The following is a 20,613-nucleotide window of genomic DNA, read 5'->3' on the forward strand; positions in this document are numbered from 1 at the left end:
CTCTGCTGCCCTGATACTTCACGTGACAGGCACAGGGCGGGGCGTATGGAGCACACGGACACGGCGCAGACCCAGGGCGGGGACACCACGGTGACCCCGGGCGCACAACGCCGCGTTCTGGTGGTGGAGGACGATCCCACGATCGTCGAGGCGATCGCGGCCAGACTGCGCGCCGAGGGCTTCGCCGTGCAGACCGCGGCGGACGGCCCCGCCGCGGTGGAGGCCGCCGAGAGCTGGCAGCCCGACCTGCTGGTGCTGGACGTCATGCTGCCGGGCTTCGACGGCCTGGAGGTGTGCCGCAGGGTGCAGGCTCAACGTCCGCTGCCGGTCCTGATGTTGACCGCGCGCGACGACGAGACGGACATGCTGGTCGGCCTCGGCGTCGGCGCGGACGACTACATGACCAAGCCGTTCTCGATGCGGGAGCTGGTGGCCCGCGTCCATGTGCTGCTGCGCCGCGTCGAGCGCGCCGCGATAGCCGTGACCTCGCCGCGGGCGGGCACGCTGCGCTTCGGGGAGCTGGAGATCGACCACGCGCAGCGCCGGGTTCGGGTGGACGGCGAGGACGTCCACCTGACGCCGACCGAGTTCGACCTGCTGGTGTGCCTGGCGCACACACCGCGCGCGGTGCTCTCCCGGGAGCAGTTGCTGGCCGAGGTGTGGGACTGGGCGGACGCCTCCGGCACCCGTACCGTCGACAGCCACATCAAGGCGCTGCGCCGCAAGATCGGCGCGGAGCGGATACGCACCGTGCACGGGGTCGGCTACGCGTTGGAGACCCCCGCACCTGCCGCCGACGGTGCCTGAGGGCTCCGGCCCGCGCACCGATCAGGAACGGGACGAGGCGCGCGGACGGCCCGGCCGGTTCGTGCTGCTCGCCCGCCTCTGGGAGGCGCTGCGCCCCTTCGACCCGCTGCGGTCGGTCAAGGCGGGTCTGGCGAGCATGGTGGTCGTCTCCGTCTCGCTCACCACTTTTCTGAGCTTTGTCGCCTTCCACGCGGCGATCGAGCTCCAGGTGATCGTGATCCTCGCGGTGATCGCCTCGCTGCTGGTGACGCAGTTCGTCGGGCACGGACTGGTGAGCCCGCTCAACGAGCTGACCGACGCCGCCCGCGCCATGGCCAGGGGCGACTACGCACGGCGGGTCCGCTTCGACCGCAGGGACGAGCTGGGCGAGCTGGGCGCCACGTTCAACCGGATGGCCGCTGATCTGGAGTCGGTCGACCGGCACCGCAAGGAGCTGGTCGCGAACGTCTCGCACGAGCTGCGCACCCCGATCGCGGCCCTGCGCGCGGTGCTGGAGAACGTCGTGGACGGCGTCTCGGACGCCGATCCGGAAACCATGCGCACCGCGCTGCGCCAGACCGAGCGGCTGAGCAGACTGGTCGAACACCTGCTGGACCTCTCGCGGCTGGACAACGGTGTCGTGCCCCTGCGCGTTCGTCGTTTCGAGGTCTGGCCCTATCTGTCGAACGTGCTCGGCGAGGCCAACTCGGCGAAGGGGCCCGCACATTCCCGCACGGATGTCCACCTCCATCTGGACGTGCACCCGCCCGATCTCACCGCCCACGCGGATGTGGAACGTCTGCACCACGTGGTGGCCAACCTGGTCGACAACGCGGTCAAGCACAGCCCGCCGCACGGCCGGGTCACGCTGCGGGCGCGAGGCACCGGGCAGGCGCGGGGACTTGAGCTGGAAGTGATCGACGAGGGCCCCGGCATCCCCGAGTGCGACCGCGACCGGGTCTTCGAGCGGTTCGGCAGGGCGGCGATCGCCTCGCACGGCAAGGACGGCGGTACGGGGCTCGGCCTGGCCATCGCGCGCTGGGCGGTCGATCTGCACGGCGGTCGGGTGCGTGTGGCCGAATCGCCGACGGGCTGCCGGATGCTCGTCACTCTGCCCGGCCCGCCCCGGCCCGCGGACTGAATCGGCGCCGCACGGCTGCCGTGCCGCACCGTGTCCAGCCGCGTCGTACCGCACACCGACTCGACCGGCTCAACCGGCTCAACCGGCTCACCGGCTCACCGGCTCACCGGCTCACCGGCTCAACCGGCTCAACCGGCTCAACCGGCTCACCGCGTCGTACCGCACACCGCACCGCGTCCTGTCGCGCCCGTTTCACGTCGATTGCGCGTTCCCTCGTGCGCCGGTCGCCCTTCCCGGCCACCTCGGCGGGTCCGACGCCGGGGGTGGGCGTCGGGCCGAGTGACGCACGGCATAGAGTCGAACCGGACGGAACCTTTCCGCCCCCGCTACGCGTCAGTAGGGGGACGGACAGGGGGAAGGCTCGCGCAAAGATGCGCCCGAGCCTCGGCTCCGCGTTCCCTGACAAGGCAAAACTGGTTGGAATTCCCGGCGGCCGCACCGCTGAAACCCACGATTTTGTGTGATGTACGTGACGTGTGGCCCATGCGGACTGCACCGAACCGTCTGGGGGGCGTAGCCTTAATTCCCGCTGTCCATCACCATGTGAAGCGGAAGAGGGCGGTTGCCGCCGTGTCGTCACAGTCCCCGAAGACCTCGAGCATCTCGACCGACCAGGACGGGCAAGGGAAGAGTCCCGCTGCCGCCTTCGGTCCGAACGAGTGGCTCGTCGACGAGATCTACCAGCAGTACCTCCAGGACCCGAACTCAGTAGACCGGGCATGGTGGGACTTCTTCGCCGACTACAAGCCGGGGAAGACGGACGGGGAGCCCCCGCAGCCAGCCGCCGACGCGGCTGAGCCGGCACCCGCTCCGACTCCCACCGCACCGTCCGGTTCGGCCGGCGCTGCCGGAACGAAGCCCGCACCGGCCAAGTCGGCGGAGGCAAAGCCCGCCGAAGCCAAGCCGGCCGAGGCGAAGCCTGCGCAGCAGAAGCCGGCCGCCAAGGCCGCGCCGAAGCCCGCCGAGGCGAAGCCCGCCGCGAGCCCGAAGGCCGCGAAGTCGCAGCCCGCGAAGGGCACCGGCGACAACGGCGCGGACAAGGCTGACCAGGAGGCCCCCGCGGGCCCCGAGTTGGTCACCCTGCGCGGCCCCGGCGCCGCCGTCGTGAAGAACATGAACGCCTCGCTCGAGCTGCCGACCGCCACCTCGGTCCGCGCCGTGCCGGTGAAGCTGCTCTTCGACAACCGCATCGTCATCAACAACCACCTCAAGCGCGCCCGTGGCGGGAAGGTCTCCTTCACCCACCTCCTGGGCTACGCGATGGTGCAGGCGATGAAGGCCATGCCGTCGATGAACCACTCCTTCGCGGAGAAGGACGGCAAGCCGACGCTGGTCAAGCCCGAGCACGTCAACCTGGGCCTGGCGATCGACCTGGTGAAGCCGAACGGCGACCGCCAGCTCGTCGTCGCCGGCATCAAGAAGGCCGAGACGCTCAGCTTCTTCGAGTTCTGGCAGGCGTACGAGGACATCGTCCGGCGCGCTCGCGCCAACAAGCTGACGATGGACGACTTCACCGGCGTCACCTGCTCGCTGACCAACCCCGGCGGCATCGGCACCGTGCACTCGGTCCCGCGGCTGATGCCGGGCCAGTCGGCGATCATCGGTGTCGGAGCGATGGAGTACCCGGCCGAGTTCCAGGGCACCTCCCAGGACACCCTGAACAAGCTGGGCATCTCCAAGGTCATGACGCTGACCAGCACCTACGACCACCGGGTCATCCAGGGTGCGCAGTCCGGCGAGTTCCTGCGGATCATGCACCAGCTGCTGCTCGGCGAGAACAACTTCTACGACGAGATCTTCGAAGCGCTGCGGATCCCATACGAGCCGGTCCGCTGGAACCAGGACATCGACGTCAGTCACGACGACGAGGTCACCAAGGCCGCCCGCGTCTTCGACCTGATCCACTCCTACCGGGTGCGCGGCCACGTCATGGCCGACACCGACCCGCTGGAGTACAAGCAGCGCAAGCACCCCGACCTGGACATCGCCTCGCACGGGCTCACCCTGTGGGACCTGGAGCGGGAGTTCGCCGTCGGCGGTTTCGCCGGCAAGTCGATGCTCAAGCTGCGCGACATCCTCGGCGTGCTCCGCGACTCGTACTGCCGCACCACCGGTATCGAGTACATGCACATCCAGGATCCCAAGGAGCGCAAGTGGATCCAGGACCGCATCGAGCGTCCGCACTCCAAGCCCGAGCGCGAGGAGCAGCTGCGCATCCTGCGGCGGCTCAACTCCGCCGAGGCGTTCGAGACCTTCCTGCAGACCAAGTACGTGGGTCAGAAGCGGTTCTCGCTGGAGGGCAGCGAGTCCGTCATCCCGCTGCTCGACGCGGTGATCGACTCGGCCGCCGAGTCCCGGCTGGACGAGGCCGTCATCGGCATGGCCCACCGCGGCCGGCTGAACGTGCTGGCGAACATCGTCGGCAAGTCCTACGCCCAGATCTTCCGCGAGTTCGAGGGCAACCTCGACCCGAAGTCGATGCACGGCTCCGGCGACGTGAAGTACCACCTGGGCGCCGAGGGCACCTTCACCGGTCTCAACGGCGAGCAGATCACGGTCTCGCTGACCGCCAACCCCTCGCACCTCGAGGCGGTCGACCCGGTCGTCGAGGGTGTCGCCCGCGCCAAGCAGGACATCATCGGCAAGGGCGGTACGGACTTCACGGTCCTGCCGATCCAGCTGCACGGTGACGCGGCCTTCGCCGGCCAGGGCGTGGTGGCCGAGACGCTCAACATGTCACAGCTGCGCGGCTACCGCTGCGGCGGCACCGTGCACATCGTCATCAACAACCAGGTCGGGTTCACGGCCGCGCCGGAGGCGGCGCGCTCGTCGATGTACTGCACCGACGTGGCCAGGATGATCGAAGCGCCGATCTTCCACGTCAACGGCGACGACCCCGAGGCCGTCGCCCGGGTGGCGCGCCTGGCCTTCGAGTTCCGGCAGGCGTTCAACAAGGACGTCGTCATCGACCTCGTCTGCTACCGCCGCCGCGGCCACAACGAGACGGACAACCCGTACTTCACACAGCCGCAGATGTACACGCTGATCGACAAGAAGCGCTCGGTGCGCAAGCTCTACACCGAGTCCCTGATCGGTCGCGGCGACATCACCATGGAGGAGGCCGAGCAGGCGCTCCAGGACTTCCAGGGGCAACTGGAGAAGGTCTTCACCGAGGTGCGGGAGGCGGACGTGTCCGCCTCCCCGACCGAAGTGCCGGTTCCGCAGGCGGAGTTCCCGGTGCCGCTGGAGACCGCGGTGAGCTCCGAGGTCGTCAAGCGGATCGCCGAGTCCCAGGTCAACATCCCCGACCGCGTCGCCGTGCACCCGCGTCTGCGCCCGCAGCTGCAGCGGCGGATGGCGATGGTCGAGGACGGCACGATCGACTGGGGCATGGGCGAGACGCTCGCCATCGGCTCGCTGCTGATGGAGGGCACCCCCGTACGCCTGTCCGGCCAGGACTCGCGGCGCGGCACCTTCGGCCATCGGCACGCGGTCATCCTCGACCAGAACACCGGGGACGACTACACGCCGCTGCTCTATCTCTCCGACGACCAGGCCCGTTACAACGTCTACGACTCGCTGCTGAGCGAGTACGCGGCGATGGGCTTCGAGTACGGCTACTCGCTCGCCAGGCCCGAGGCACTGGTGATGTGGGAGGCGCAGTTCGGCGACTTCGTCAACGGCGCGCAGACCGTGGTGGACGAGTTCATCTCCTCCGCCGAGCAGAAGTGGAACCAGACGTCCGGCGTCACGCTGCTGCTGCCGCACGGCTACGAGGGCCAGGGTCCGGACCACAGCTCGGCGCGGATCGAGCGCTTCCTCCAGGTGTGCGCCCAGGACAACATGACGGTCGCCAACCCCTCGCTCCCGTCGAACTACTTCCACCTGCTGCGCTGGCAGGTGCACAACCCGCACCACAAGCCGCTGGTCGTCTTCACCCCGAAGTCGATGCTGCGTCTCAAGGCGGCGGCCTCCAAGACGGAGGAGTTCCTGACGGGCGGCTTCCGGCCGATCATCGGCGACACGATGGTCGAGCGCGGCGAGGTCAGCGCCAACGACATCCGCAAGGTCGTCTTCTGCTCCGGCAAGGTCTACTACGACCTGGAGGCGGAGCGGGCCAAGCAGGGTCTGACCGACACCGCGCTGGTGCGCATCGAGCGGCTGTACCCGCTGCCGGGCCACGAGCTCCAGGAGGAGCTGGCCAAGTACAGCAAGGCGCAGAAGTACGTGTGGGCCCAGGAGGAGCCGGCGAACCAGGGCGCCTGGCCGTTCATCGCGCTCAACCTGATCGACCACCTCGACCTGGTGCTGGGTGCGGCGCCGGACAACGCGGACCGGCTGCGCCGGGTGTCGCGCCCGTCCAGCTCCTCGCCTGCGGTCGGTTCGGCCAAGCGCCACCAGGCCCAGCAGCAGGCGCTGGTCGAAGAGGTCTTCGACCTCTGAGGCAGTGAAGTGCGGTGAACGAGCGCGCCGGTGGGCGCGTGCACCGCTTGCAGACGAGTGGCCCGGGCCGGGATCTTCGGCCCGGGCCACTCGTTCGTGTGGTGCCGTGAGCGGGCGCGATGGGTGCGCGGGGTGCGCGATTGGTCCGCCGACGCTCGCGGCGGCCGGTACCGTCCGTGCTGCGCGGTGTGGGCGGCCGGTCCGAGCGGTGCGGGTGGTCCGTGCCGCGGGGTGGTCCGTGCGGTACGGGCGGTTGGCCCGTAGCCGTCCCCCGGCACCGCCGGCCCGAGGGCCGAGGGCGCGGATCACTCGTACGTGTGGGGGCTGCCGCTCGTCCGAGGGCACGGTCCGGGAGAATCCCTCCCGGTGCGGCTCTCGCGGGCCGCGGGCAGTTGCCGAGAATTCGTCACAACCACCGGAGCACGTCTTGTACTTCACCGATCGCGGCATCGAGGAGCTGGAGAGCCGGCGCGGCGAGGAGGAGGTCAGCCTCGGCTGGCTCGCCGAGCAGTTGCGGACCTTCGTCGACCTGAACCCCGACTTCGAGGTGCCCGTCGAACGGCTCGCCACCTGGCTGGCACGTCTGGACGACGAGGACGACGAGGAGTAGCGGCTCCTGCCCGAACCGGGGCCGGCGGCCGAGCGCCGTCGGCCCGGTGCCCTGCCGGCTGAACCGCACGTGGACGCGTGGGGCGGGGACCGCTGCCTCCGCCGGCTGCGGACACCGTTTCGGAGGGTTCGGTTGAGTCCTCGGCGTGCGCGAGCTGCGGGCTCCACGCACGGCCGCTGTGGGGCTGACCGCCGACAACTCCTGATCCGCGCCCCTGTTCACGCTGCGGGCTGCTACGAAACGGCCACGGGCGAGGAACGCGCCCTGATGGACAGGTTCTTGGCCCGCACCGAGCGCTACCAGGCACTGACGACCGATGCCCTCGACAGGCTGGGCTCGGCGCGCATCGACGCGGGCGGCGGACAGTCCGCCGCGGAACCGGCCCGCACGGTGCTCGCTGCAGTCGACGCGCAGACCCCCGCCCAGGTGGTCGTCCACCGGTCGGTGACCGTCCGCACCGGCTCGTCTGCCGCGTACTTCGCGGCCAAGCTCCCCGTCGGCTCGCCCTGTTCGCGACGAGCGGTCGACGAACGGTTGAGGGCGTGCGCCCCGTGGGCTCGCGGCCTGAGTGGCTCCCCGCTCGAACGCGACGCGCCGCCGCCCGCCCGGCAGTACGAGCCGGCGGGCAAGCGCGACCGGCGCTCACCCCCGACCGCGCACCGGTCGTTGCACCGAGCCGCCGCACTCGCGCACCCGTGCCGTGAGAACCGCCCCTTGACGCTCGCGATACGCGATGTATCGTGTTTTCCACGAGACGCGATATGTTGCGTTCTCGGGTGGCCCGGTTCTCGGCATTTCTGCCGCCGGCCTCAACTCCGCGCGTCACAAGCCCAGTCAGGGAGGCCGCAAGTGCCCGACCGGTCAGAGTGGTCCGTCAGCGAACCACAGAAGCTCACGATCCCGCCGCCTGTGCGCCGGGCGCGCATCCGGGTCGTCGGCGGCACGGTGAACGTCGTGGGCAGCGAGAGCATCACCGAGGCCAGTCTGGAGGTCACCTCGATCGAGGGCGAGCCGCTGCGGGTGAGCGTCGAGGACGGCACCCTCACGGTCACCCACGCCGATCTGCCCTGGCAGGGCTTTCTGAAGCTGCTGGAGCCGAAGAACTGGCAGCGCCGTGTCGTGCTCACTCTCGCGGTGCCGGCCGACTGCGAGCTGAAGCTCGGCCAGGTGACGGGACGCGCGGTGGTCTCCGGGATCACCGCGGGCACCGAGGTGCGTGCGGTCAGCGCCGACACCACCCTGGTTCGGCTCGGCGGCGAGGTGCGCACCGACACCGTCTCCGGCGATGTGGAGACGCAGCAGCTGTCCGGCCCGCTGCGCTTCCACTCCGTCTCCGGCGCGCTCACCGCCGTGGAGAGCGGCGGCAGCGTCCGGGCCGAGGCGGTGGACAGCAATCTTGTGCTCGATCTGGCGAAGATCGGTGCCGATTCGGACTTCCGGTTGACCAACGTGTCGGGCGCCATCTCGGTGCGGCTGCCCGACCAGCCGGACCTCGCCGTCGACGCGAGCACCGCGAGCGGCTCCGTCCGGTCGGCCTTCGGGGAGCTGGCCGTCGCCTCCGAGTGGGCCGGTCGCCGCATCAGCGGGAAGCTCGGCAGCGGAAGCGGGAGGTTGCAGGCCAAGAGCGTCTCCGGCTCCGTCACCCTGCTGCGCCGCCCGCCGGCCGAACCGGCCCACGCAGCCCAGGACCACGCGACTCCCGGTAAGGACCTCTGACATGCCCCCAGTCTTTGCCCACGGCCGACTGCGCCTCTACCTCCTCAAGCTCCTCGACGAGACGCCCCGCCACGGCTATGAGCTGATCCGGCTGCTGGAAGAGCGCTTCCAGGGGCTCTACGCGCCCTCCGCCGGCACCGTCTATCCGCGGCTGGCCAAGCTGGAGGCCGAGGGGCTGATCGAGCACGCCACCGAGGGCGGCCGAAAGGTCTACAGCATCACCGCCGCGGGTCTGGCCGAGCTGGCCGACCGCCAGGGCGAATTGGCCGATCTGGAGCTGGAGATCCACGAGTCGCTGACCGCGCTCGCCGACGAGATACGCGAGGACGTCCGGGACAGCGCGAGCGAGCTGCGCCGCGAGGTGTTCGAAGCGACCCGGAACGTCGCCGCACCGGCGGACGGCGACTCGGCGAGCAGCGGTGCGAGGGAGGACGCGGGAGCCCGTTCCTCCTGGCCCGACCAGGAGAGCTGGCAGCGGGCCAAGGACGAACTGCTGCAGGCCAAGCGCGAGTTGCAGCGCCAGGCACGGCGCGCACGGGACGAGAGCCGCCGTGCGCGGCAGCAGGCCAAGGCCGCCGAGGAGGAGGCCGACCGCGCCCACCACAAGGCACGCCAGGAGGCCCACAAGGAGGCCCGGGAGGCCGCCGAGGAGGAGGTCAGGCGGATTGCCCGGACCGTACAGGACCAGGTCCAGGAGCGCGCGAGGACCGGCGACTGGCAAGGGGCGGTGCGCGAGGGCATGGCCGAACTCGCCAAGGAAATGGGCACCTTGGGCCGTATAACCGGGCAGGCCAGCGCCTGGCCGCCGTTCGGCGGTGGCTGGAGCAGCAAGACCTACCGCGGCCGACCGGACGGCACCTCGCCGGACGAGAGCGCCCCCGGCGAGGCGGCAGCCGATGCGGACAGCTCGGCCGCCCCGGAGATACCCCAGCCGGAGTGGGCCACGGAGCCGCTTCGGGAGGACGAGGAGCCGACGCGAGCGCTGGAGCGGCTGCTCGACCGATTCCGGGACGACGTCCGGGACGCCTCCCGGGACCACGGAGTCACCCGCGAGCAGCTGCACGAGATCCGTCGCGAACTGTCCGGCGCGGCAGTGCACATCGGAAGCGTGCTGCGTCCGAAGGACTGAGCGCCGGCCGCAGGGTGGAGGGGTGCCGCACCGAGTCGGCGCGACGCCCCTCCACTCTCCCGCGCAGCACGAGACGGCCCCGCCCGACGCAACGGTCTTCCCCGCCGGCCCGGAGGGCGGTCCTGCTCGACGCGCGGTTCCGCCCGCCGGTTCCGCGTGCCCGTCGGGGTCAGGCGAGGTCAGGCGAGGTCAGGCGAGGTGCTTGGCGAACCAGTGGTCGGCGTACGGTTCCTCGTTGAACGCGGGTACCTCGGTGTAACCGTGCCGGGTGTAGAGCGCCCGCGCCTCCACGAGGTCCTTGCGAGTGTCCATCCGCAGCAGGTGCACACCCAGCACTCGGGCTGCTTCCTCGGCAGCGGCCAGCAGCGCCGCACCGCCGCCGCTCCCCCGGCACTCCGGACGTACGAACAGCCGGGTCAGTTCGGCGACTTGCGGCTCGCGCAGCGCCTCCGTTCCTCGGCGCAGATGCGGCTCGAGCTGCCCAGCGCGTTCGATGAGGCGTACGCCGACACAGCCGCCGACCGTTCCGCCGTACTCGGCGAGCAGAAAGAGCCCGGTCGGCGGGGCCAGGTCGCCGCTCGGTTCGTCGGCCATCGCGGCGTCCACGGACTCCGGAGTGGCAGGGCGGTCGAAGTAGCGCGAGACCAACTCGGCGTAGTAGGCGCGGAGTTCGCCCTGCGCCGCCTGCGAGTCGATGTCGACCGGCGTCACTTTCCAGGTCATACGGCCATTATCAGCAGCCGCGCAACTTCCTTCGCTCCCGCGGTCGCGATCAGTGCGTCAGAGCCCCGCTCAGTCCCTGGCGACCGCGAAGCCTTCGCCCCACGGCGTCGCGGCACCTCGGTCCCTCAGGTCCGCGCAGCAAGACCGAGCCCCCGCCGCGTCCCGACCACCGAGCGGTCCACCGGTCCAGAGGCCCACCGAGCGGTCCACCGGTCCAGAGGCCCACCGGGCGGCCTCGCCTCGCGACCTCGCCACCCCACCGCCTCACGGCCCCACGGGCGACGTCACCGCCTCGCGACGTCACGACGTCACCGCCTCAGACCTCAGGCGTCAGACCTCAGGCGTCAGGCGTCACAGCACTACGGCGTTACGACGTCACGGCGTCACCGCCTCGCGGCATCACGACGTTTGCGACGTTTGCGGCGTCACGGCGTTTGCGGCGTCACGACGTTTGCGGCGCTGCGGCGTCACTGCTGCGGCGTCAGGACCAGCTTGCCGAGGAGCTCGCCGGCGGCCATCTTCGCCAGTCCGTCGCGCGCACGCGTCAGCGGCAGCACGGAGTCGATGAGGGGCCGTACCCCGGTGGTGGCACAGAAGTTGAGCAGATCGGCCAGCTCGTCCCTGGTGCCCATGGTCGAGCCGAGAACGTTCAGCTGCTGGAAGAGGATCCGGTTCAGCTCGGCATTCTGCGGGTCGGGCCCGGTGGTGGCGCCGGCGACGACGAGCGTGCCGCCGGGCCTGAGCGATTTCACCGAGTGCGACCAGGTGGCCGCACCGACCGTTTCCAGCACGACGTCGACCCGGCGCGGCAGCCGTGCGCCGGTCTCGAAGGCGTCTTCCGCGCCCAACACCCGGGCGCGTGCCCGTTTGGCCTCGTCGCGGCTGGTGGCGAAGACCCGTACGCCCGCGGCCGCTCCGAGCACGATCGCCGCAGTGGCGACTCCGCCGCCCGCCCCCTGGACGAGCACGCTCTGGCCGGGCCGCGCCCTCGCCCGAGTGAAGAGCATCCGGTACGCGGTGAGCCAGGCGGTGGGCAGACAGGCCGCCTCCTCGAAGGTGATCCCGGACGGCTTGGGCAGCACGTTCCACTGCGGTACGGCGACGCGTTCGGCGAAGGTGCCCTGGTACTTCTCGGTGAGGATCGTCGGGGTCTCGCGGGCGTCCACACCGTGGCCGCTCTGCCCGACCACGCCGTGGACGACGACCTCGTTCCCGTCGGCATCCACTCCTGCGGCATCGCATCCCAGGATCATCGGCAACTGTTCGTCGCCGAGGCCGACGCCGCGCAGGGACCAGAGATCGTGGTGGTTGATCGAGGCGGCCCGGACGTCGATGACGGTCCAGCCCGGCGGCACTTCGGGTTCCGGGCGCTCTCCGAGCTCCAGCCCGTTCAGAGGTGCATCGCGGTCGGTCCTGGCGGCGTAGGCAGCGAACATGCACCCAAGCTACCCACGGGTAGACCGAGGCGTCACACCACTCGCCGGTGCGCTCCGGGCGTCGGTCGCCCGACGGCACGGGCGACCGGCCGACGCGTACGGAGGCAGGGGCGGCGTGTGTGGCCTGGGCCGCAGGGGGAGCGTCGGCCGGCCCGCCGCGCGACCGCCGGAGTCCCGCAATGCGCAACGGCGGGGTGGCGGGCCGTCGAAGGCCGTCACCCCGCCGTGGCCACCCAGCCGTCGCGACTGCGCCGTCGCGACTGCGCCGTCGCCGGCTGGACGTCGCCGGCTGGAGGTCGCCGCCCGGCGTTCGGAGGGCCGTGTCGTCGGAGAACCCTGGCTTCCGGCACCGGTGCACGATGCCGGAAGCCACATCGCCGCTGCCTGCCCCCGCGTCCCAGCGCCCTCGTCGCCTCGCGGATGTCGGCGACCCGGCGGGGTCGCCGACATCGTCGCGGAGCGCGCCCCACAGACCCACAGACCCGCAGACCCGCAGACCCGCAGACCCGCAGAGGATGGCGTGCTGCGGGCCGCTGTTCAGAGCACCTTGGAGAGGAAGCCCTTGGTGCGCTCGTGCTGCGGGTTGTTCAGAACGTCGCGCGGATGGCCGGCTTCGACCACGACGCCGTCGTCCATGAAGACGAGCGCGTCGCCGACCTCGCGAGCGAAGCCCATTTCGTGGGTGACGACGATCATCGTCATGCCGGACTCTGCCAGGTCGCGCATCACGTCGAGCACTTCGCCGACGAGCTCCGGGTCAAGCGCCGAGGTGGGCTCGTCGAAGAGCATCAGCTTCGGCTCCATCGCCAGTGCCCTGGCGATGGCGACGCGCTGCTGCTGCCCGCCGGAGAGCTGGGCGGGGTAGTTGTTCTTGCGGTCGCTGAGCCCGACGCGGTCGAGCAGCTTCTCGGCGCGCTCGCGGGCCGCGGCCTTGGACTCGCCCTTGACCTGGACCGGGGCCTCCATGACGTTCCCGAGGGCCGTCATGTGCGGGAAGAGGTTGAAGCGCTGGAACACCATGCCGATGTCCTTGCGCTGCGCCGCGACTTCGCTCTCCTTCAGCTCGTAGAGCTTGTCGCCCTTCTCGCGGTACCCGACGAGGCGGCCGTCGACCGAGAGCCGGCCGGCGTTGATCTGCTCCAGGTGGTTGATGCACCGCAGGAAGGTCGACTTGCCGGAGCCGGACGGGCCGACGAGGCAGAAGACCTCCTGTGGCGCCACCTCCAGGTCGATGCCCTTGAGCACCTCGACCGGGCCGAAGGACTTGTGCACGGCCTCGGCTTTCACCATCGGCTGTGCTGACTGCTTGCCGGACTGCTCGGCAGGACGGGCGGTCATACGGTGGTGCCTCCCACCTTGCTCGGAGTACGGAACGAGGTCAGCTGCGCCTTGATCCGCTGGATCGGCGTCGGTGGCAGCTCACGGTCGGAGCCGCGCGCGAAGTGCCGCTCCAGGTAGAACTGGCCGATGCTGAACACGGTGGTCAGCACGAGGTACCAGATCGTCACCACCATGAGCATCTCGACGATTGCCAGGTTGCGGGCACCGATGTCCACACTGGCCTTGAAGAGCTCGTTGAACCCGATCACGTACGCCAGCGACGAGGTCTTGAGCATGTTGATGAACTCGTTGCCCGTCGGCGGGATGATCACGCGCATCGCCTGCGGGAGGACGATGCGGCGTGTGGTCTTCGCCGAGCTCATGCCGAGCGCTTGCGCGGCCTCGGTCTGGCCCTGGTCGACCGACTGGATGCCGGCCCGGCCGATCTCCGCCATGTATGCGGCCTCGTTGAGCGCGAGACCGAGAAGGGCGGCGACGAACGGCGTGATGACGTCGTTCATCTCGTCCTTGTAGAACGGGCCGAGGTCGAGATACGTGAAGACGAGCGCCAGGTTGAACCAGAGGAAGAGCTGGACCAGCACCGGAGTGCCGCGGAAGAACCAGATGTAGCCCCAGGCGACGGCGCTGAGCACCGGGTTCTTCGACAGTCGCATGACGGCGAGCACCATGCCGAGGACGACGCCGATGACCATCGCCAGCACGGTGAGCTTCAGCGTCTCCCAGGCGCCCCGCATGACGGTGCCGTCGGTCAGGTACTCGCCGACGACGTCCCAGTTGATCTTGGCGCCGGCGAACGCGTACAGCAGGGCGGCCAGCAGCCCGAGCACCACGGCGGCGCTGACCCAGCGCCCGTAGTGCCGTACGGGGATGGCCGTGATCGCCGCCGGCGGGACCCGGCCCCCGGAGGCGGTGGCGGTCGGGACACTGCCGGCACCCGGGCCCTTGCGCGTGTCCGGGCCCTTGGTGAGGCCCTTTCCGGTGTCCTTGGGTGCGGACGGTTCAGTCGGTTCGGTCACGAGGGGTTGCCTTAACTGTGGGGCCTTCTCCGGGGACTACTTGCCTGCGTTGACGGTCGCCTTCTCGATGGCGCCGTCCTGCGCGTTCCACTTCTTGAGGACCTTCTCGTACTCACCGTTGTCGATGATCTCCTGCAGCGCCTTCTGGACCGCGTCCCGCAGCTGCTGGTTCTTCTTGTTCACGGCGATGCCGTAGGGAGCGGCGTCGATCTGGTCGCCGGTGACCTCGAAGAGCTTGCCGTCGCCGGCGGTCTGCTCGTTGTAGACCGCGACCGGGTAGTCGGTGATCACGGCGTCGGAGCGCTTGGTCTGGAGCTGGGTGATGGTGTCGGTGTCCTTGTCGGCGACGAACGGCTTGATCTTGTCGTCGCACTTCTTGGCCTGCTGCTCCATCAGGCTCTCGTTCGCCGTGCCGCGCTGGGCTGCGACCGAGAGACCGCAGAGGTCCTCCAGCGACTCGACCTTCTTCGGGTTGCCCTTCTGGACAAGGATTGCCGAGCCGGCCTGGAAGTAGTTGACGAAGTCCGCACCGCCTTCGGCGTCCTTGCTGACGCCCTCCTGGCGCTCCTTGGTGTCGGTCATCGCGGACATCACCAGGTCGTAGCGGCCGGAGTTCAGGCCGACGACGAGCTGCGCGAAACTGCCGTTGTTGAACTTCAGCTCGACCCCCAGCTCCTTGCCGAGCGCCTTCGCGATGTCCGGGTCGATACCGGCGATCTTGTTGCCCTCGTCCATGAACTCGATGGGGGCGTAGGCGATGTCGGAGCCGACGTTGATGACGCCCTCGTTCTGGATCTTCTTCGGCAGCTGGTCGAAGAACTTGGCGTCCGACCCCTTGGTCTTGGTGTCGCCGTCGCCGGCGTCGTTGGTCTGGTCGCCACAGGCGCTGAGCAGCAGGGAGGCTGCCACCGCGACGGCTCCGGCGGCGGCGATCCTGCGGCGCCGGGGCATGCGGTGGATCGAGCGTGCGGTCATGCGGGGCCTCCTGCTTGGGGGTGGGGCATAAGAGGGGTGGGCTGCAGGTACACACCTTCGAGTACCGCAACCCTGTGTAGTGCCCGAATCTTGCCATCCGGACACACGCTCCTTGGGGCTCAGCGATATCAAAATCGGATAACGGCGGTCTTCCCGCGATTAACTTCCGCCGCCGATCGATCATTTGTGGATGTCCGACAAAGCCCTGAGACCTTCGTCACGAGCGGCCGGTCCGCCCGGGCAGCTTCCTGCCACGCCCGCTTCGGCTCCGAAGCCGCTCTCATCTGCCCGTTTACGGTACGAGCGACGGAGAGCCGCACCGGGCGGCCCGGCCGGTGATCGACGAGAGTCACAACTCACTCGTGCTGAGCCCCGGGCATCCGGTAAAAAGGGCAGTTACACCCCTCACCCGGGGACACAGGGCGCGTGTGCGGCGCGCCCGGCGTTCGTCCTCCCCCTGGACGGCGGCCCAACCGCCGAACAGGACACGAACGCAGTGCCCGCCCGCTCCTCAACCTGGCAGCGGTAACCCTCGGTAGATACACGGATAAAGGGGTCAAAAGTGGCAGCGGAGATTGTGAATCCGCAGGGTGAACTGGACGAGGACGCCATCGACCCGGCGTTCGCGCTTCACCGCGGCGGCAAGATGGCAGTGCGTGCGACGGTCCCGGTCAAGGACGCCGACGATCTGTCCCTGGCCTACACGCCCGGTGTCGCGAAGGTGTGCAGCGCCATCGCGGAGGATCCGGAGCTGGTCTACGACTACACCTGGAAGTCGCAGGTGGTGGCCGTCGTCACCGACGGCAGCGCGGTGCTGGGCCTGGGCGACATCGGCCCGGAGGCGTCACTGCCGGTGATGGAGGGCAAGGCGATCCTCTTCAAGCAGTTCGGCGGCGTCGACGCCGTGCCGATCGCGCTGGACACCAAGGACACGGACGAGATCGTCGACACCGTTGTGCGTCTCGCGCCTTCCTTCGGCGGGGTGAACCTCGAGGACATCTCCGCACCGCGATGCTTCGAGATCGAGCGGCGGCTCCAGGAGAAGCTGGACATCCCGATCTTCCACGACGACCAGCACGGCACCGCTGTCGTCACGCTCGCCGCGCTGCGCAACGCCGCCCTGCTGAGCGGCCGTTCACTCGGCGAGCTGCGCGCGGTCATCTCCGGATCGGGAGCGGCCGGAGTGGCGATCGCCAAGATCCTGACCGAGGCCGGTATCGGCGATGTCGCGGTCTGCGACCGCAAGGGCGTGGTCTCCTCGGAACGCACCGACCTCACCGAGGTCAAGCGCGAGGTGGCCGGTTTCACCAACAAGGCGGGGCTCTCCGGTTCGTTGGAGTCCGCGCTGGCCGGTGCCGATGTCTTCATCGGCGTCAGCGGCGGCACGGTGCCCGAGGGGGCGGTCTCCCGGCTCGCACCCGGCGCCTTCGTCTTCGCCATGGCGAACCCGACCCCGGAGATCCACCCGGACGTGGCGCGCAGGTACGCGGCGGTCGTCGCCACCGGGCGCAGCGACTACCCGAACCAGATCAACAACGTCCTGGCCTTCCCCGGCATCTTCGCCGGTGCGCTCCAGGTGCGCGCCTCGCGCATCACCGAGGGCATGAAGCTCGCCGCCGCCGAGGCGCTTGCCGCCGTGGTGTCCGACGAGCTGAGCGCGGAGAAAGTGATCCCCTCGCCGTTCGACGAGCGGGTGGCTCCCGCAGTGACGGCTGCGGTCGCCGCCGCCGCTCGCGCCGAGGGCGTCGCACGCCGCTGACCCGGGAGCGGGTGCGCGGCGGGCGGGGCGGACACGGTTCGTCCCGCCCGCCGCGCACCCGCACTCCCCCGCCGACTCACGCGCGTTCCCCCGCGCCGGCCCCCGTCGTGGGTCGTGGGCGGTGGGCGGCGAGGTCCGCAGGCCCTCCGGCGCAGCCTGCGGGCCCGACGCGGGCGGCGCGCACGCCTCGGCCCGCACGCTCGCCCGCACTCCCCGCGCACGCCTCGCCGCGACCGTACGCAGAGTCGTCGCGGATGTCCGTGCGGTGATACGGGTCTTGTCCAACGAAGAGCCGCTGGGCAAGACTTCACTCCGGCACGGTGGTGCACAGCCCTGTCCCCATGTCGCAGGGCACATGTCACGGCCCCCACCTGGCCGCTGCCCCCATGTCCTCACTGCTTCCCGGGCACCAGCCCCAGCCGCACTCCTACCGGGCCGACGCGTCCGCGCCCGGCCCGCGGCCGTCCGAGGCGCCCGTACTGGCCGGCCGAGCCGGAGAGTTGCACGCCCTGCTGGACGCCGTGACGCATCCGCCGTCGGTCGCGCTGGTCGAGGGCGAGGCCGGTATCGGCAAGAGCCGGCTGATCCGCGAGGCGCTGGCCCATCCGCTGGTACGGGGACGGCAGATCGTTCTCGGGCACTGCCGTCCGCTGCGCGAACCCTTCCCCTACGGGCCGGTCTTCGATCTGCTGCGTCACCTCGCCGACGCGCTGCCCGGCGGGCTGAGTCCGGTCTGCGGTGCGCTGCGTCCGTATCTGCCCGAGCTGGCCCACCAACTGCCGCCCGCCCCCGAGCCGTTGCCGGACGCCGGGGCGGGCAGACACCGGCTCTTCCGGGCGGTGCGGGCGCTGCTGGAAGCGCTCGGCGAGACGGTGATGGTGGTGGAGGACCTGCACTGGGCCGACGACGGCACCCGCGATCTGCTGCGCTTCCTCGTCGACGACCCGCCCGCCCGGCTCTCGGTGGTGCTCAGCTACCGCCGGGAGGACCTTCCCGGCAGCGGGCTGCCGCTGGGGCGCGCGTACCGCCACCCGCCGGGCACCACCAGCGTGCTGATTCCGCTGCGTCCGCTGGACGCGCACGCCGTGCGCAGTCTCGTCGCCGCGATCACCAAGAGTCCGTACGCCTCCACGGAGTTCGCCGCCGAACTGCACCGTCGTACGGCCGGTATCCCGTTCGTGATCGAGGAGGTGGTGCGGACGCTGCCCGCGGACGGCCGGGACGGCCGCAGGCTGGACCGTACGGCGCTGGACACGCTCGCCGTACCCACTCTCCTCCAGGAGGCGATCGCCGAGCGGATGGCGGGGCTCTCGGCCGCCGCGACCCGGGTGGTGCACGCCGTCGCCGTGCTCCAACTGCCCGCGCGCGAGGAGCTGATCGCCGCCGTCCTGGAGAACGGCGGCGGCGGCACGAGCAGCACCGGCGGCGCGGACGACGTGTCCGGACCGAACTCCGTTCTGCCCACCGGGAGTTGCTCCCGGGCGCTGCGTGAGGCGCTGCGAGCCGGCGTGCTCTACGAGTGCGGCGAGGACACCTACGGCTTTCGGCATGCGCTCGCCCAGCAGGCCGTCTACCGACGGCTGCCCGGCCCCGACCGCCGGGCCCTGCACCGCAGGGCGATCCGCGCGCTGCGCCGCGAGGACCCCAGGCCGTACGTCCAACTGGCGCACCACGCGCGGCAGTCGGGGGCGCCCGCGCAGTGGCGGCGGTTCACCGAGGAGGCCGCGTCGGCGGCCCGGTCCATGGGGGACCTGGCGCTCGCGGTGGAGCTGCTGGAGCAGCTGCTCAGCGACGAGCGGCTGGGACGCGAGGAGTACGCACGGCTCGCGGTGGAGCTCAGCCGTGACGCGGTGGTCGGGCTGACCCATCGTCGGGTCACCGCGCTGCTGCGGCGCGTCGTCGGCGACTCCCAGTTGCCGGACGGGGTGCGCGGCGAGATCCGGCTGAACCTGGGGCTGTTGCTGAACAACCAGGCCGGCCGGTACGAGGAGGGGCGCGTCGACACCGAGCTCGCGGTCGAGGAGCTGCGCGAGCGGCCGGCGCTCGCCGCCCGTGCGATGGCGGCACTGGCGATGCCGATGTGGGGCGACCACCCCCACCGTGTCTACGAGCGGTGGATCGAACGGGCGGAGGAGCTGGCGGCCGGGCAGCCGGACAGTGCGCTGCGCACCGCCGTGCGCGGCAACCACCTGTCACTGCTGGTGGCCGCCGGCGATCCGGAGGTGTGGCAGGCGGCGGAGGAGCTGCTCGGCTCCCGCGCCGGCGAGCAGGACCGTCTGCAACTCGCCCGCACCTGCGCCAATCTGGCCGACGCGGCCACCTGCACCGGCCACTACGCGGCGGCGCACCGGTTCCGCGAGGAGGGCCGCCGGCTCGCCGCGGCCTGCGGGGCGACGTATCTGGAGGGCATCGTCGAGGGCACCGCGTTGCGGATCGCCTGGTACACCGGCCACTGGGAGGGCCTGGCCGAACGGGCGCGCCGCACCCTGGAGTTGGCGCGCGACGCACCCGGCCTGGCTTCGGACGCGCATCTGGTTCTGGCGCTGCTGGCCTCGGCGGGCGGCGAGTGGGACGAGGCCGCCGACCGGCTGGAGCGCGCAGGGCTGGCAGACCCGGCGAACGCCATGGACCCGGTCCTCACCGCGGGCAGCGGGGCGATGGCGCGGCTGCACCTGGCGCGCGGCGAACACGCCGCCGCCCGGTCGCTCGCGCTGCGCGCACTGCGGCGGGCGGGGCGCAAGGGGCTGTGGGCGTGCGCGGGAAATCTGCTGCCGGACGCCCTGGCCGTGCTGGTGCGCACCGGCGAGCAGGAGCGCGCCGAGGACGTGCTCGCGGACTTCGCCGAGGGGATCGCCGGCCGCGACGCGCCGCTGGCCGAGGCGGCGCTGGCCGCCTGCCGGGGCACCGTCGCGGCGGGCGCCGGTGAACCGGTGGCGGCGGTGAGGGAGTTCGAGCGGGCGGCGGCGGCCTACCGGGCTCTTCCGCAGCCGTACTACGCCGCGAGGGCGAAGGAGGCGGCCGTGCGCTGCGCGCTCGCCGCCGGTGCGGTGACACCGCAGACCGCGGGCGAACTGGTCGCGCTCGTCGAGGAGTTCGGCGCGCTCGGCGCCACCAGGGACGCCGCCCGCTGCCGCCGGGTGCTGCGCGGTACGGGCGCGACCCTGCCCTCGCGCCGCGGCCGACGCGGTTACGGGGACCAACTCTCGCCGCGCGAACGGGAGGTGGCCCATCTGGTCGCCGTGGGGCACACCAACCGCGAGATCGCCGACGTGCTCTTCCTCTCGCCTCGCACCGTGGAGCAGCACGTGGCCAAGGTGCTGCGCAAACTCGGAGTGCGTTCGCGCGCGGAGGTCCCGCGCGACTGAGCACGCAGCGGATCGCCCGACCGACTCCGCCCCCGGCGCCACGTCACGGGCAGGGCGGCGCGTCACGGGGCAGGGCGGCGCGATGCGGGAGAGTGCACAACTCCCCTGCCCGGCCCGGCCGTCGGCGGTCCGTCGGTCGCTCCGTGTCCGGTGCGACCGGTGCGCGGCGCACG

13 protein-coding genes are annotated in these 20,613 nt (G+C 70.9%); 8 read left to right on the forward strand and 5 right to left on the reverse strand.

The features are described from left to right. The first annotated feature begins 45 nt into the window (after nt 1-45). The 6 genes from JGS22_RS02080 to JGS22_RS02105 all read left to right on the forward strand — a co-directional run bounded on the left by JGS22_RS02080 (nt 46) and on the right by JGS22_RS02105 (nt 9,825). Nucleotides 46-807, forward strand: coding sequence for a response regulator transcription factor (locus JGS22_RS02080; RefSeq protein WP_211040713.1), 762 nt, complete (start codon nt 46-48; stop codon nt 805-807). Between the two features lie 61 nt (nt 808-868). Beyond that, on the forward strand, nt 869-1,927 hold the full coding sequence (locus tag JGS22_RS02085) for a sensor histidine kinase (protein WP_308405786.1): 1,059 nt from the start codon (nt 869-871) through the stop codon (nt 1,925-1,927). 570 nt (nt 1,928-2,497) lie between these two features. Beyond that, entirely contained in the window at nt 2,498-6,370 is a 3,873-nt protein-coding gene (locus tag JGS22_RS02090; protein WP_211040712.1) for a multifunctional oxoglutarate decarboxylase/oxoglutarate dehydrogenase thiamine pyrophosphate-binding subunit/dihydrolipoyllysine-residue succinyltransferase subunit, read from the forward strand. A 427-nt stretch (nt 6,371-6,797) separates the two neighbouring features. Beyond that, nucleotides 6,798-6,980 (forward strand): DUF6104 family protein, encoded by a 183-nt coding sequence (locus JGS22_RS02095; RefSeq protein ID WP_211040711.1) that lies wholly within the window; start codon nt 6,798-6,800, stop codon nt 6,978-6,980. A gap of 849 nt (nt 6,981-7,829) precedes the next feature. After that, nucleotides 7,830-8,696: a DUF4097 family beta strand repeat-containing protein gene (locus tag JGS22_RS26920; RefSeq protein WP_211040710.1), complete on the forward strand. Its 867-nt coding sequence runs from the start codon at nt 7,830-7,832 to the stop codon at nt 8,694-8,696. 1 nt (nt 8,697) lies between these two features. Beyond that, nucleotides 8,698-9,825 carry a PadR family transcriptional regulator gene (locus tag JGS22_RS02105; protein WP_211040709.1) on the forward strand — a complete coding sequence of 376 codons (1,128 nt, stop codon included), beginning with the start codon at nt 8,698-8,700 and terminating at the stop codon, nt 9,823-9,825. Between the two features lie 189 nt (nt 9,826-10,014). On the opposite strand, the gene JGS22_RS02110 is transcribed toward JGS22_RS02105, so the two are convergent. From JGS22_RS02110 to JGS22_RS02130, 5 genes are all read right to left on the reverse strand, one after another. Further along, a complete protein-coding gene (locus JGS22_RS02110) occupies nt 10,015-10,548 on the reverse strand; it encodes a GNAT family N-acetyltransferase (protein WP_211040708.1) in 534 nt (177 codons plus the stop codon). Between the two features lie 467 nt (nt 10,549-11,015). Then, the gene (locus tag JGS22_RS02115; protein ID WP_211040707.1) at nt 11,016-11,984 is read right to left on the reverse strand and encodes a zinc-binding dehydrogenase; all 969 of its coding nucleotides are present in this window, start codon (nt 11,982-11,984) and stop codon (nt 11,016-11,018) included. A 537-nt stretch (nt 11,985-12,521) separates the two neighbouring features. Beyond that, entirely contained in the window at nt 12,522-13,322 is an 801-nt protein-coding gene (locus JGS22_RS02120; RefSeq protein WP_308405471.1) for an amino acid ABC transporter ATP-binding protein, read from the reverse strand. Next, on the reverse strand, nt 13,319-14,341 hold the full coding sequence (locus tag JGS22_RS02125) for an amino acid ABC transporter permease (RefSeq protein ID WP_211040706.1): 1,023 nt from the start codon (nt 14,339-14,341) through the stop codon (nt 13,319-13,321). The genes JGS22_RS02120 and JGS22_RS02125 overlap by 4 nt, the downstream gene beginning before the upstream one ends. A gap of 36 nt (nt 14,342-14,377) precedes the next feature. Next, nucleotides 14,378-15,316, reverse strand: coding sequence for an ABC transporter substrate-binding protein (locus tag JGS22_RS02130; RefSeq protein WP_211040705.1), 939 nt, complete (start codon nt 15,314-15,316; stop codon nt 14,378-14,380). Nucleotides 15,317-15,878: 562 nt separating this feature from the next. On the opposite strand from JGS22_RS02130, the gene JGS22_RS02135 reads away from it, so the two are divergent. Both JGS22_RS02135 and JGS22_RS02140 read left to right on the forward strand, forming a co-directional pair. After that, nucleotides 15,879-17,075 carry an NAD(P)-dependent malic enzyme gene (locus JGS22_RS02135; RefSeq protein ID WP_211041873.1) on the forward strand — a complete coding sequence of 399 codons (1,197 nt, stop codon included), beginning with the start codon at nt 15,879-15,881 and terminating at the stop codon, nt 17,073-17,075. 386 nt (nt 17,076-17,461) lie between these two features. After that, the gene (locus JGS22_RS02140) at nt 17,462-20,440 is read left to right on the forward strand and encodes a helix-turn-helix transcriptional regulator (protein WP_211041872.1); all 2,979 of its coding nucleotides are present in this window, start codon (nt 17,462-17,464) and stop codon (nt 20,438-20,440) included. Nucleotides 20,441-20,613 lie beyond the last annotated feature (173 nt).

Source organism: Streptomyces tardus, from assembly GCF_018101125.2.
Lineage (GTDB): Bacteria > Actinomycetota > Actinomycetes > Streptomycetales > Streptomycetaceae > Streptomyces > Streptomyces tardus.

What these genes read in the sequence shown, in the direction of transcription:
- JGS22_RS02105 (WP_211040709.1), top strand. Translation starts at nt 8,698, where the DNA reads ATGCCCCCAGTCTTTGCCCACGGCCGACTGCGCCTCTACCTCCTCAAG.
- JGS22_RS02140 (WP_211041872.1), top strand. Translation starts at nt 17,462, where the DNA reads ATGTCCTCACTGCTTCCCGGGCACCAGCCCCAGCCGCACTCCTACCGG.
- JGS22_RS02080 (WP_211040713.1), top strand. Translation starts at nt 46, where the DNA reads ATGGAGCACACGGACACGGCGCAGACCCAGGGCGGGGACACCACGGTG.
- JGS22_RS02110 (WP_211040708.1), bottom strand. Translation starts at nt 10,548, where the DNA reads ATGACCTGGAAAGTGACGCCGGTCGACATCGACTCGCAGGCGGCGCAG.
- JGS22_RS02130 (WP_211040705.1), bottom strand. Translation starts at nt 15,316, where the DNA reads ATGACCGCACGCTCGATCCACCGCATGCCCCGGCGCCGCAGGATCGCC.
- JGS22_RS02120 (WP_308405471.1), bottom strand. Translation starts at nt 13,322, where the DNA reads ATGACCGCCCGTCCTGCCGAGCAGTCCGGCAAGCAGTCAGCACAGCCG.
- JGS22_RS02115 (WP_211040707.1), bottom strand. Translation starts at nt 11,984, where the DNA reads ATGTTCGCTGCCTACGCCGCCAGGACCGACCGCGATGCACCTCTGAAC.